The following is a 13,783-nucleotide window of genomic DNA, read 5'->3' on the forward strand; positions in this document are numbered from 1 at the left end:
GAAAACTTTAATATTATATACTTAATATTTTTTAATGAACTGTCCCTTACATTAATCTCTGAAACCTACCTTTCTACTACCCTTCATGAAATTTCAGCTTCAACTGTTCTTTTACACTTTTATAATAGTCATAATTACCAAGATAACTTTTAAAGGCATTATTCTCAATAGCAATGACCCTTTCAGACACTTTATTGATAAAATATCTGTCATGGGATATAAAAAGTATAGTACCATTAAAATCTTCTAAAGCTTCTTCAAATGTCTCAATGGAGTCAATATCTAGATGATTTGTAGGTTCATCTAATATTAATAGATTTATATCTTTGTATAAAAGTTGGGCAAGCTTTAGCCTTATCTTTTCTCCCCCTGACAAGTGTTTTAACTTTTTAAATACATCTTTTCCATAAAACATGTATTTAGATAGGTATTCCCGTGCTTCCCCTTCAGGTATAAAAATATCTTCCCTAAAGCATTCCAGTATAGTAAGCTCTTCATTTGAAAAAGTAATTTGTTGGGGTAAATAGGCTGGTGATACACTAGCCCCTAATTTCACAAGTCCTTCATCTGGCTTTTCCTTGCCTAGCAGCATCTTTAAAAAAGTTGTCTTTCCACTACCATTGGGACCAATTAGGGCGACCCTTTCACCAAAACGAACCATCAAATCTGCATCCCTAAAAATCACTTTATCTTTAAATTTTTTAGATAGCCCAATTGCCTTGACGGTTTCTTTTCCCGATCTATGGGTAGTTTCGATATTAAGTTTCATATTCCGTTTTTGAAAAATTGGTTTGTCCACTCTATCCATTTTATCAAGCTTTATTTTTATGCTTGCTGCTCTTCTAAAGAACTTATTATTATCAGCCCTCATGGCCCAATCTCTTAGTTTTTTTATTTTATTTTCCATGGAATTTATCTTCTTTTTCTGTTCTCTAAAGTGTTCATATTGTATTCTCATATTTTCTTCCTTTTGGCGTAAATAAGAAGAATAATTCCCATTGTAGGTTATGGCCTCCTTATCCTCTATTTCTATAATCTTATTTACTACATTGTCTAAAAAGTATCTATCATGGGAAACAGCAATTACAATCCCATCATAACTACGAAGATAACTTTCAAGCCACTGAATAGACTCCATATCTAGATGGTTTGTAGGCTCGTCTAAAAGTAATACGTCTGGATTATCAATCAAAAGTTTCCCTAAAATTACTCTTATTTTTTCACCTTCACTTAACACACTAAAATCCTTATTTAAAAAACTTTTATCAAAATTAAGTCCGGTGATAATCCTACTTAACTTTTCCTCGGTATCATAGCCACCCTTTATCTTATATAACTCCATTAAATGACTATATCTCTTTAAAGCTTTTTCAAGGTGATTATCTGTTACCACCTTCATCTTTTCTTCTAATTGTCGCATTTCTTTTTCTATACTACAGATCTCTTTAAAAGCCATCTTTAAAACTTCAATCACCTTTATACCCTCTGGATATTCAGGCATTTGCTCAAGATAAGCACATCTGGTACCCTTTGAAATCTTAACCCAACCCTCATCATATCCAGGAGGTATCGGGGCATAGGGATACCCTATACAATGTCTAAGTTTTATGATGCCTGCAATTAACTTAAGAATCGTAGTCTTGCCACCTCCATTTTGGCCTATAATGCCTACTCTTTCTCCTTCACTAACTTGAAATGAAACATTCCTAAGAACAAGGGTTGCATCCATATATTTTTTCACACCGTCTAATGATAATTCATGCATATTAACACCTTCTTTCATCCATAATTTAAATAATGCTATTTACAGATAGGCGAAGAAGGTATTTATTACTGTTAAGGTGTTGGGAAGAAAATAATAAGTCAAAGATACGACGGATATTTTGTATTAGACAAGGAGGTAGAATTCGTTGATAGTGGACTATCAGCGTGTTCTGCCGACGCAGTATAATGCAAAATAGACTAGCATACTGACTTATTATTTTTTCCGAATGCCTAAATTTAAGAATAAAAAAAGACCATAAGAAGATAGTTTCTTCTTACAGTCTAAAATAATCAATTAGTATTATAATCTATCCAAAATCCTCTCAAGTAAGAGTATATGTATGAATAACAACATACTATTATACCATTATATTTTGACCTTAAGTTATTTAGAATCTCTTATAAATTATAAACTTGAATTTCAGTAAAGTAAGTTACCTTCTAAATTGCCTTATTCCATAAAGAGCATAACAATAAAACCTAACTATAATTAGGCAAATTTAAACTCATTATAAAATATATATTAATTTCAAATAAATTAATATTAGCAATTAACTGGTTTCATAACTTACTTTCCTCCTTCAGAATTTTCTTAATTATATCACTTTTTATAACTCCTGTAAACTGATTTTTCCTTGATTTTCTAATATATATATCCTGAAACACAAAGTTTAGAATTTATAAACTGTCAAAGACAACTTTAACTATAAACACCTTTTATATTATAATATTTTCTCCATCACCTTGCCCTGCATCATGTTATATACTGCCTCTTCAATATTTAAAGATGAAATGGTTACAGAAAATATTCCTACAAATCCCTTTCTAAGGCAACCCTTTTATCCAGTTGCTTAAAGTATCTAAAAACTCCCTTGTATATATCTTTTCCCCAATAAGAAAACTGTGGAGTAAAAGAAGGTGTTCCTTGTCTTGATACTTACTTTTTAATAGTTCATGGGTGGCATCTGGAAAAATATAAAGTTCATAGTTTTCCTTGCCCATGGCTTTAAATGTATCATCATAAATTTTATAGCTCTCATAAATATCCACATTTTGATCCTTTTCCCCAAACATACCTAAAAAAGGAACTGTCATGGTTTTTATACCTTTAGTGGCATTGGCATCTAAGTTTAAATGGGCAAAGTGAAAACGCTCTTTACTCATGGTTTTTCCATAGTCATGATTTAAAACAAAATCTACATAGCCTTTATAGTCATTTTTGACAATGAATTTATCATAAGTTTTTACATAGGACAGATAGTCTTTCTTTTCTTTTTCTGTATAATCTCTTCTTTCGGCCACTTTTGTTTCATAATATATATGCTGATCCATCCAATCAATGGCTCCACCAACAATAACAATAAAGTCTATAGGTGCCTCTGACTTAGAAAGTTCTGATATGACCCATCCTCCTTGAGAAAATCCCAGGACCCCTTTCTTTTCTATAGATACCTTATTTTCTAGAACCTTAAGGGCTGCTTCAACTTCATTACTGCGATCCTTCATGGTTTGTTTAAGCCAGTTACCCTCGGATTTAGAAACCCCAGCTTTATCATATGAAAAACAAGCGATCCCCTGATCTAGTAAATGGTTCATAATTAAGGCATAGCCTCCATTTAAAGTTCTATCTTGAGGTCCATCACCATGAATAAAAAATACTACATCATAAGGTGGCGGTGTATCTGGTAGATACAAAGACCCTGAAAGATTTGTACCTAAATTGGTAAAGTTGATTTCCATCTCTTTGTCGTATGCGACCTGAAAATTTTCAAGTCGATCAATTACTATAATTATTAATAAAGCTAATATTAAAATGACCATAATGATTTTCTTTTTACCTTTACTAGGCATAATAATCCTCCAGTTTCATTTTATTTATTCTACCATGGGGAAATTTTTACTGCCTAATTAATTATAAACTATCCATATTTTCACCTCTTATTTTCTTAATTATATACATATGAAATTGTGAATCTGCCTCCGGATAATCCGTATAATTGTCACTTAGAATTTTCCAATCTGCTTCTATATCCTTTAGAATACTCTTTAAATGTTTTTCCCTCTTTGCACCTTTAATCATAAAGTTACATAATACCCCTCCAACTTTTAATTCTGAAGCCACACGTTTTATAAAATTAGTTTCCTTCTTTATATCACTCTTATAGAAGTGCAGCATCGAATCAAGAAGCACTAAATCATACTCAGATGATATTGGGTAAGTATATACATCTCCAACTTCCCCTATAACCTTTAGATTTTCATTATTAGCTATTTGATTCATTTGGTCAAGACCAACTTTTGAAATATCGATTCCTTTTACTGTATAGCCTAATCTACCTAAAAATAATGCATCTCTACCTTGACCACATCCTAAATCTAAAACCTTACCTTTAGGTTCATATTCTTTAAAAAACTCCACTAACCCTAGATAGGGTTCACCAAAATAATTCTTCTCTTTATAGTATTTATCATAAGTTGGTTTTGTCATTTTAATCTTTCTCCCTATAATACACTAGCAATATATTTTCGATTTATTTTAATAGGCATTTAAATTTTATACCCATTTTTTCCGTACTTTAATAGAACCCTTAAATAAAAATCCCTCAAACCTATTAGTCTGAGGGAACATAAAAATCCTTCTAAACCCGCTCTATCAAACAAACGGTCTCAACGTGGGGTGTATGGGGAAACATATCCATGCACTTAACCTTCTTTACCTCATATCCCCTCTCAACAAATACCGGCAAATCCCTAGCTAAGGATGTTGGTTTACAGGATACATAAACAAATACCTCTGGATTAAAGTCTATTATTTTATTTATAGCCTTTGGATGTATCCCATCCCTTGGAGGATCAAGGATTATTAGGTCAGGTGTATCATCAATCTCTGATACCTTTTCCATAACATCTCCTGCTATAAAGTGACAGTTATCTAAATCGTTTAACTTAGCATTGTCCTTAGCTGACTTAACTGCTTCTTCTACTATTTCTATACCTATAACCTTTTTAGCCACTGGAGCCATTATTTGGGCTATAGTTCCGGTTCCACAGTATAGATCAAATATAGTTTTATTATCTGTATCTCCAGCAAAGTCCCTAACTATGCTATATAGCTTTTCTGCACCTAGTGAATTAGTTTGAAAAAATGAAAATGCCGATATATTAAATTTAAGTCCTAATATTTCTTCAGTTATATAGTCCTGTCCATATAAAACTTTAGTTTCATCGCTTTTTACTACATCTGCAAGACCATCATTTATTGTATGTAAAAAGCCTTTTAACTCCCCATCATATTCTATGGCTTTAAGTCTATTGATAAGCTCTGTTAAGTCTAATTCTTCTTGGGAACTTGTAACTAGATTAGCTAATAATTCTCCAGTTTTTATTGCCTTTCTCACTACTAAATGTCTTAATACTCCCTTATGGGTCTTTTTATGATAAAATGGAGTTTCCTTTTCTCTAAAATATTCTAGTACCGTAGATAAAACCTTAGTAAAGTCTTCATCTACTATTTGACACCCATCCACTGTAACTATTTCATAGAATTTTCCCCTTTGATGCATCCCTAAAGATAGTGGACCTCCTTTTTCTATATCTCCAAAGGAAAATTCCATTTTATTTCTATATTGATACTCATTTGGGCTGCTTTCTATTCCTAAATATTCATAGTCTTCTATTCCAGCTTCATTAAGTAATTTATTAACCTGATTTGATTTTATATTTAATTGTTCTTCATAGGGAATAGTTTGATATGAACATCCCCCACAGGTATCAAAGTGTTCACATACCGCTTCCTTTTCTATTGGAGATTTAGCTGTAACTTCTAAAAGATTAGCCTGTATTTTATTTTTTCTTTTCTTTTTTACTCTGGCTTTTACCTTTTGCCCTTTTATAGTATTTTTAACTATTACCTTCCTATCATCTATGTATCCTATACCTTTATTCGGAAATAACACATCTTCTATTTCTATTTCTATAACTTCATTTTTCTTAACCATTAGATCCTCCCTTTCAATATAATCCTCCTAGACCTTTAATCTTTTGACTATTATCTATTAACTGTTAACTATTAACTATATATATTTTATCTTTCCTCTCTTATCTCTCCACTATTCTCTATAAGTCCCTTTTTCCACCTCTTCATACGGTGGGAGGACTGGACATGTCCAGTCCCTACGTTCTTAATCTACTGTTTATTATTTATTAACTATTATCTATAATAAGTGTTTTAACAAAAAAATCAATGGCAAAGCCATTGATTAATAAACTCCCTTTTCATTTAAAAAGTCTTTATACTTATGATCTGACTTTAATATATGTTTCTCTATCCAATCGGCTATAAACATAAGCGTATCCATAACAACTTTATCTTGTCTCAAATCCACATCTTGACTTTGAATTTCTTTTATCCTTTCTACAAATAAATTATGCTCTTCTTTATGGGCTTCTATATCACTAACATTATATTTTTCCATTAGCCTTTCTTCATAATCAAAGTGATATATAGTATATTCTTCTAGTTCTTTAAATATGGCCATTATTTCATCGTAATGGTCTAAACCATCTTTAGTCTTTATTATATTATGTAGATTTTCTCCCAATTGAAATAAGTATTTATGTTGTTTATCAACCTCTTTTATATTACAACTAAAATTCTCTCTCCATTTAAACATGGTTATTCCCCCTCTACTTGAAAATTCCTATCAAGATTATAACACAATGGAGCTTTTTATTCCACATATATAAAACAGAAAATTCTTTAGCATAATGCTAAAGAATTTTATCTTAAAACTAAATCATCTAATTTACAACATAATATATTGGCTAAGACTTCCATCTTTGTAAAACTTGGATTCCTCTTATCTCCTCTTTCTAGTTCTTCTAAATATGATTTTGATATGGACGTATGGTATTTACCACTTTTAGTTAAAGTCTCAACATCCTTAGCTGTATAACCTAGGTTTACTCTAAGCTCTCTGATTTTTTTCCCATTTAACATAATGGCAAGCCTCCTAAGAAGATTTATTGACTTTTCTAACTCTATTATATAACTTTTTCTAATGTATTTGTTGATTTTTCAGAATATTTAACAAAAGTTTATTATTTGTAATAAAATAGGTTTATTATATAGATATTTAATTTTTGTTGAAAATATTCTTTGTAAATTTAAGTTGGGGGATTACGAATCCCCCAACAACCAAACAATTAACAATCTCCTAACACTAAATTATTAACAATCTCCTAACACTAAATTATTAACAATCTCCTAACACTAAATTATTAACAATCTCCTAACACCAAATCATTAAAAACCGCTCAATACCAAATTACTAAAAATTCATCAATAACTGAACGTCCAAATCGTTTCAATGTTTTACTATTTAGATGTTACTGCCCTTGTAATTTTTCTTTTGCTCCTTATTGCCATTGATATAGTTGATCCAACTAATCCAGCACTTATTCCACCTATTATTGCAAAGAAAATAGCAAATATTACACTTTTAGGATCATTAAATCCAAAGGGTGCTATAAGCCCCGGAATAGGAGATGCTGTTCCTGGAGCATTATTTATAATATTAAAATATGCCGCTGACAATCCTGCCAATCCCCCTCCTATGAAGTTAGAGAAATATATTGGCATTGGGTTTTGGGTTATAACGTCGGCTTGAGTTAATGGCTCTAACATAACACTCAATACATTTGATGAGTCCCCTAATTTTAGTCTTTTAAATACTAAACCATTTGTAAATGAACCTCCTACACAGGCTATTGATGCGATACCCATTGCCAATCCCCTAAGTCCTAACATTGCAGTTAATGCCATAGAACTTAATGGTGACGTACACATCATCTTCATTATTCCCCCTAGTAAAAATCCCATTAAATAGGGTGATTGTTCCGATGCCACCACTATCATATTTCCTATATTACTTAAGGTAGAGTTAACTACTGGAGCTGAACCAAATCCTACTATTCTAGCTATAGGAGCTATTAATAATGCTCCTAGGATTACATCTACTCCCTTTGGTAACCTCTTCTCAAGTATTGGTCCTATTAGTCCAACCACATATCCTGCTATAAATCCTGGAAGTATTCCATAGCCTGCCATTGCCGCTCCTGCTGTAACGGCATATATAGGGTTCACCCCCATATTAAGGGATACTAATATTGTGGCTGCTATTCCCCCTACACTTCCCGATGCACTTCCAACTTCTCCCAAGAATTTTATGTTTAAAAAGTCTCCATTTATATATTTATGAATAGCCTCAACTAAAAAAGTTGCTACCGCCGCATTTGCCAGGCCTGACATTGCTTTATTTCCCTTTGGTGCCTTTAAACTAAATCCTGAAAATAAAATAAGTGTTAATATTAATAGTCCCATTCCTTTAATAATTATCATTAATATCCCTCCAGTCTTTTATTTTTTTACATACAAAAAGACAGGGAATAATAGCATAGTAAAACTAATGCTTATTATTCCCTGTCCTTTTATCTGAAAGTTTCCTTGTTAGAAAACAAGTTTCTTCGTCGATGCCCTTATGTAAGGGTCTCTCCAGGGTTGTGTCAAATCATTGTAATGACCTGAGAGCTTCAAAATAAATTCTTAGCATAAATTTATTTTTTTCTCCTACGGTTATCCCTAACGGATATCTCCAATGATTTTCACCCACCATTATTAAGTTTTATCTTGCAATAACATTCTATGATTATACAAAGGATTTGTCAATAGAAAACTCCATAAATATTTATTATGGATACAAAAGATTTATTGATTTTTTAAATATCTATTAAACCAATCTGTTATTTCCTTTAATCTTCTTATCCTATGTTTCGGTTTTCCACTTCTACTTAGTTCATGATTTTCCCCTTTAAATAAGCATAGCCTTGACTCAACACCAAAGTATTTTAATGCTGTAAACATTTGAAATCCTTCTGGACTCCAACATCTATAGTCCTCTTCCGAGTGAATGAATAGTGTTGGGGTTTTCACTTTATCTGCATATTTTAGTGGCGAATGTTCCCAAAGTTTCTGTTGATCTTCCCAAGGTGTAGAGCCCCCTTGATCATGGACGAAATAATATCCTATATCAGTGGTGCAGAATTTTGAAATCCAGTTTGATATACTTCTTTGGGATGCTGCGGCTTTAAACCTATCTGTATGGCCTATAATCCAGTTTGTCATAAATCCTCCATAGGATCCCCCGGTTACTCCTACATTGTCTTTATCTATAAATTTATAATTATCAAGAATATAATCGGTAAATTTCATTATATCATCATAGTCTATTGTTCCATATTTTCCCCTTATATCGGCAAATTCATTTCCCTTTCCATCACTGCCCCTGGGATTACAGAAAAATACAACATATCCTTTATTTGCCCAGCATTGCATCTCGTGATAGAATATTTCCCCATATACTGTTTTTGGCCCACCATGAATATCTAATATAGCAGGGTATTTTTTATTTTTATCAAAATCTATAGGTCTTAATATCCATCCATCTATACTAACTCCATCATTTTCAACAGTAACCTTTTCTGGCTTTATAATATTTTTATTATTAATTATTCCATCATTAAAATCAGTTACTTTTTTATCTTTACTATAGATCTCCTGTAGGTTAGTTCCATTAAATCCTATATATATTATATTTCCATCTACAACATCAAATCCATCTACAGTTCCATTATTATCTATAACCCTTTCTATATCACCATTTATATTGATTCTATTTAAGTATGACATATATCCTTCAGTTGTTGTAAAGTATAAGTACCCATTATCTACTTTTCTAACTTGAGAACCACCATATCTACAGTCACTTCCCACTGAATTCCACAAACTACGGTCAAAGTCTTTAGTTATACACTCTACTTCTTTATTAGATAAATCTAGTCTATAGAATTTTTCATTTTCGTTAACTCCATAACCTTTCATATCACTACCTGTAAATATTATATTGTTTTCTATAAAGTTAGCATAACTATAACTAAAGTTATCATATGGGGATATATTTTGTAACTTATCCTTATCGATGTGATATATATACATATCATCGGTTAATTCCATTTTGTTTTTATATCTTGAAGCTATAAATATAGCTTTTGTTTTGTCTTCATTTAGGTTAACACTACCAACACCTGTGTATTTATCGGTTATTTCATTTATACTATTATCCTTTGAATTATATATATATAATCTATTCCTCACCTTATTTGTGAAACCCCTTCCATTTCCCCAAAATGGTATCTCATCTATTACTTCATAATCCTTTTCCTCTTTTCTCCTTTTTAATTCTTTTTCCTTTTCATCTTCAGTTAAACCATCTAATTCTTTATTATAACTATTGTAACTTGCAGAGATTAGATACTCACTTCCATTTATTGGATTTATTCCGGTTACACTTCTAGGTATTTTAAAGGCCTTTACAGCCTCTCCCCCATTAATATTTATCTTATAATACTGGGTGAATTCTTCCCCTTCTTTTTTTCTTTCTTTATCTTTCTTATCCCTAGTTGCTGGAAATAATATATGCTCATTATCATCTAACCATATAAAATCACTTTCCTCATTAAAGGATGTTAACTTAAAATATTTATCCTCTGATACATTATAAATCCAAAGATTTGATAAATATTTATTATCTTCTAAATCTGTATTATGCTTTATAAAGCAAGCATACTCCCCATTATTTGAAAACTTAATTCCTGATAAAAACGTATAATTAATAAAATCATCTAGTTTTAACTTTTCCATGAAAATACCTCCCTTTTATTTAGAGTGTCTAATTATTATATTTCTATATAAGTATCAAATATTCCTTTTTAAGTATAAAAAAAGAAGGATATAATCTCCTTCTTTCTTATATATGATCAACCACATTATTAGCCCATCTTTTAGATATGAGCCTCGGTATACCTACTATGGCCTTTACCACCTCTTCTAAATATACAAGACCTATTACCCAATATATGGGAAGCTTGAATACCAAAGACCCTAAAAATGCCAACGGAACACCTATCAACCAAACACTACCGGTTTCTAATAAAAATCCAAAAAATGTATCTCCCCCACCCCTTAGGATTCCTACGACTAATATTGTATTAAACACTCTAATACTCATAGCTAAAGCCATAACTATCAATATTTTTTTTGCCAGTATATAAACCTCCGGAGTTTTCTCAAATAGCACTAATATATAAGGTGATAGTAAAATCAATAGTCCTCCTGTGACTATTCCAATAATAGGTCCTATTATAGAAAACTTTCTAGCATACCTTATCGCTCTATCTCTTTTATTAGCACCCAGAGCATTTCCTATCATAACAGCTGATGCATTGCCAAGTCCCATTGATACCACCATAAATAGATTGTTTATTGTGTTCGACACTTGGACTGCTGCCACTGCTGTTGTACTAATTCGTCCATAGGCAGCTAAATATGCACTCATACCTGCTACCCAGAAAGCCTCATTAGCTATGACAGGACCCGCCCTTTCTATAAATCTGCTAAGTAAATTAGTATTAAAACTCATCATTTCTGATATTTTACCGGCTAATACACCTTTTTTCCCATATATTATAGTAATAAGTAGTAATACTTCTATGGCCCTAGATATTAATGTGGCTATAGCGGCCCCTTTTATTCCTAAAGCTGGAAAACCGAAATTCCCTAATATCAGAGTGTAATTAAGTAAAGTATTACATCCTAAGGCTATGGCACTTACAAACATAGGTATCTTAGCCTGTCCTATACTCCTTGATGCAAATCCAAAACTAAAACTAATTCCATTTATAAAATAGCTAAAACAAACTATGATTAAATACTCCATACCTAATGATATAACTTCTGTATCATTGGTGAATATCCCCAGTATTTGTTCCGGTATTAATAAAGCAAGTGCCGTAAATAGTAAGCTAAGACTTCCCCCTAGTACCAAAGCCACTCCCATTATTCTCCTTATATTGATTACATCCTTTTTACCCCAAAATTGAGATATAAAAATTGCAGATCCACTATTTATTCCAAAGGACAATAATGCAAATATGAAAAAAAACTGATTTGCAAAGCCAACAGCAGCTATATTTGACTCTCCTAAACTAGCAATCATGACATTATCCACCATATTAAGAGACGATGATATCAAATTTTGTATGGCTATTGGAAGTCCTATGGCAAGTAGAGATTTATAAAATCTTTTATCCTCTGTAATAGCTCTATTCATAACTATACCTCCTCTACATAGGGTTCTAGATTTTTCACATGTCTTTGTTCCTCTTTTATCATTTCTGATAAAATGTTATATGCAACCCTATTAACATCCTTCTCACTTGTTACTAAACTTCCCTGTATACTAATAAGCAGTGCAACATTTTTCTTTTCAAGTTCCAAAGCTCCCTTTAATAATACTTTATAATCACCAGTTTGCGGTATATCCATATTATTTCTAAACTTATCTATTAACTTTGATATCTTATCATATATGTGAAGTGATATATCTTTTAAATCACTTTTTATAAATTTTTCTTTTAATTCATTATAATACTTAATATGTCTAAGTTCTTCCTTCATAAGTATATTTGATATTGCTTTAAATCTCAATGAACAATCTTTGCTTTCACATATCTTCTGATAAATTTCAACGGCTTTTTCTTCTATTAATATTAATTTATCTATTATATCTATTATATTATATCCCATCTTTAAACCTCCCATATAATTATACTGTTTTTCATATTAAATAAAAAGGAAATATATTTATTTTTCTATTAATAATGATTAAAGCATCATTTTTTCGGTAGATATATAATAAGGAGGGATATTTTGAATAAGATATTATTACCTGTAGACGGATCTGATATGTGTACAAAATCTTATAAATATGCCAAGGATTTTGCTATGAAATATGATGCTGAAATACTTATAGTTAATGTCCAATCATTACCCTACCAATGGGCCTATGCCCACAGTGACTTAGAGTATGATAGAAAAAAATACAATGAACTTGGCAATGATATTGTAAACAAAGCTAAACTTTTATTTGATGAGAGCAAAGTAAGGACAATGACCAAAGTGGAATTTGGAGACCCTGCAAGCACTATAATTGATGTAGCTAAAAAGGAAAATTGCGATATTATAATTATGTGTACCCACGGAATGGGAGCAGTTAAAAGATTTACTATAGGTAGTGTAACAAACAAGGTAGTTCATCATGCTGATATTCCCGTTTTAGTAGTTAGATAAAATATAATGTATTTATAAAAATGACCTAATGTTTAAACATTAGGTCATTTTGGATTTGAAGTATATTTAGACAAAGTAAGTAAAAATGGTAGCCATACCGCAGGATTTGTGGAAATATAGAATAAGGGAGAAAATCGTTTAGAATTCCACTGTTTGAGGGACACCGAGTTTGGAATTCTATTTTCGACCGTTTCTCTATATTTTCCAAATCCGAGGACTGGCGGACATTTTTACTTACTTTGTCAACACTCTACCTTAATGTTTAAAAATTAGGTCTTTTTTATATTTTACTCCATCTTTTTAAACTCCTCTTTAGGATACGCACATCCAGGACAGTTAAAATCATCAGGTAAATCTTTAAAAGGAGTTCCAGGATCTATTCCTATATCCGGTAGTCCCACCTCTGTATCATAAATATATCCACATACTTTACATATGTATTTCGCCATATTATCTCCTCCTTTAGTTTGTCTATATAGTTTATACCCTTATTTAACGTATTATATCATAATATTAATAGAACAAAGTGGCCTTGGGCCACTTTGCTCCTTATTTATTCTTTATTATCTACTCTCTATTCTTTAAGTTAAAGTTATTTAACTAAGTGACACGCAACATAGTGTTCTGGTTTAACTTCCTTTAGAACCGGTGCTTCTTTTCTACATATATCCTTTACGTATTTACATCTATTTTGGAACTTACATCCTGGAGGTGTATTTATAGGACTTGGTACATCTCCCTTTAGTATTTCCCTTTCTCTAGTTCTTTCTATCT

The 13,783-nt window shown here is 31.5% G+C and carries 13 protein-coding genes and 1 riboswitch; of the genes, 1 reads left to right on the forward strand and 12 read right to left on the reverse strand.

Annotated elements, in window-relative coordinates:
* Positions 1 to 76: 76 nt before the first annotated feature.
* The 10 genes from abc-f to V6137_RS16805 form a co-directional block, all read right to left on the reverse strand.
* Positions 77 to 1,765, reverse strand: a complete 1,689-nt coding sequence (abc-f, locus tag V6137_RS16760; RefSeq protein WP_425449115.1) for a ribosomal protection-like ABC-F family protein — start codon at positions 1,763 to 1,765, stop codon at positions 77 to 79.
* A gap of 824 nt (positions 1,766 to 2,589) precedes the next feature.
* Positions 2,590 to 3,615 carry an alpha/beta hydrolase family protein gene (locus tag V6137_RS16765; RefSeq protein ID WP_425449116.1) on the reverse strand — a complete coding sequence of 342 codons (1,026 nt, stop codon included), beginning with the start codon at positions 3,613 to 3,615 and terminating at the stop codon, positions 2,590 to 2,592.
* A gap of 61 nt (positions 3,616 to 3,676) precedes the next feature.
* Positions 3,677 to 4,252, reverse strand: coding sequence for a class I SAM-dependent methyltransferase (locus tag V6137_RS16770; RefSeq protein ID WP_425449117.1), 576 nt, complete (start codon positions 4,250 to 4,252; stop codon positions 3,677 to 3,679).
* A gap of 151 nt (positions 4,253 to 4,403) precedes the next feature.
* Positions 4,404 to 5,762: a 23S rRNA (uracil(1939)-C(5))-methyltransferase RlmD gene (gene rlmD, locus V6137_RS16775; RefSeq protein WP_425449118.1), complete on the reverse strand. Its 1,359-nt coding sequence runs from the start codon at positions 5,760 to 5,762 to the stop codon at positions 4,404 to 4,406.
* A 261-nt stretch (positions 5,763 to 6,023) separates the two neighbouring features.
* Entirely contained in the window at positions 6,024 to 6,437 is a 414-nt protein-coding gene (locus V6137_RS16780; RefSeq protein ID WP_425449119.1) for a bacteriohemerythrin, read from the reverse strand.
* A gap of 107 nt (positions 6,438 to 6,544) precedes the next feature.
* Positions 6,545 to 6,763 (reverse strand): helix-turn-helix domain-containing protein, encoded by a 219-nt coding sequence (locus tag V6137_RS16785; protein ID WP_425449120.1) that lies wholly within the window; start codon positions 6,761 to 6,763, stop codon positions 6,545 to 6,547.
* A 378-nt stretch (positions 6,764 to 7,141) separates the two neighbouring features.
* Positions 7,142 to 8,164 carry a PTS sugar transporter subunit IIC gene (locus tag V6137_RS16790; RefSeq protein WP_425449121.1) on the reverse strand — a complete coding sequence of 341 codons (1,023 nt, stop codon included), beginning with the start codon at positions 8,162 to 8,164 and terminating at the stop codon, positions 7,142 to 7,144.
* A 71-nt stretch (positions 8,165 to 8,235) separates the two neighbouring features.
* Positions 8,236 to 8,331: riboswitch (glycine riboswitch) on the reverse strand.
* Between the two features lie 199 nt (positions 8,332 to 8,530).
* Positions 8,531 to 10,522, reverse strand: a complete 1,992-nt coding sequence (locus V6137_RS16795; RefSeq protein ID WP_425449122.1) for an alpha/beta hydrolase family protein — start codon at positions 10,520 to 10,522, stop codon at positions 8,531 to 8,533.
* A 106-nt stretch (positions 10,523 to 10,628) separates the two neighbouring features.
* Positions 10,629 to 11,990 carry an MATE family efflux transporter gene (locus tag V6137_RS16800; protein WP_425449123.1) on the reverse strand — a complete coding sequence of 454 codons (1,362 nt, stop codon included), beginning with the start codon at positions 11,988 to 11,990 and terminating at the stop codon, positions 10,629 to 10,631.
* Positions 11,991 to 11,992: 2 nt separating this feature from the next.
* A complete protein-coding gene (locus V6137_RS16805; RefSeq protein ID WP_425449124.1) occupies positions 11,993 to 12,466 on the reverse strand; it encodes a hypothetical protein in 474 nt (157 codons plus the stop codon).
* Between the two features lie 123 nt (positions 12,467 to 12,589).
* Here V6137_RS16805 and V6137_RS16810 point away from each other — a divergent pair, with 123 nt between their 5' ends.
* Complete coding sequence (locus tag V6137_RS16810) at positions 12,590 to 13,009, forward strand: universal stress protein (RefSeq protein WP_425449125.1); 420 nt, start codon at positions 12,590 to 12,592, stop codon at positions 13,007 to 13,009.
* A 287-nt stretch (positions 13,010 to 13,296) separates the two neighbouring features.
* Here the strand turns inward: V6137_RS16810 and V6137_RS16815 are convergent, their stop codons facing one another.
* The gene (locus V6137_RS16815; protein ID WP_425449126.1) at positions 13,297 to 13,458 is read right to left on the reverse strand and encodes a rubredoxin; all 162 of its coding nucleotides are present in this window, start codon (positions 13,456 to 13,458) and stop codon (positions 13,297 to 13,299) included.
* A gap of 143 nt (positions 13,459 to 13,601) precedes the next feature.
* Positions 13,602 to 13,783: oligopeptide/dipeptide ABC transporter ATP-binding protein (locus V6137_RS16820; RefSeq protein WP_425449127.1), on the reverse strand; the 182-nt coding region annotated here is incomplete at its 5' end.

Origin of the sequence: Dethiothermospora halolimnae (genome assembly GCF_037577855.1) — a bacterium.
GTDB classification, from domain to species: domain Bacteria; phylum Bacillota; class Clostridia; order Tissierellales; family VENL01; genus Dethiothermospora; species Dethiothermospora halolimnae.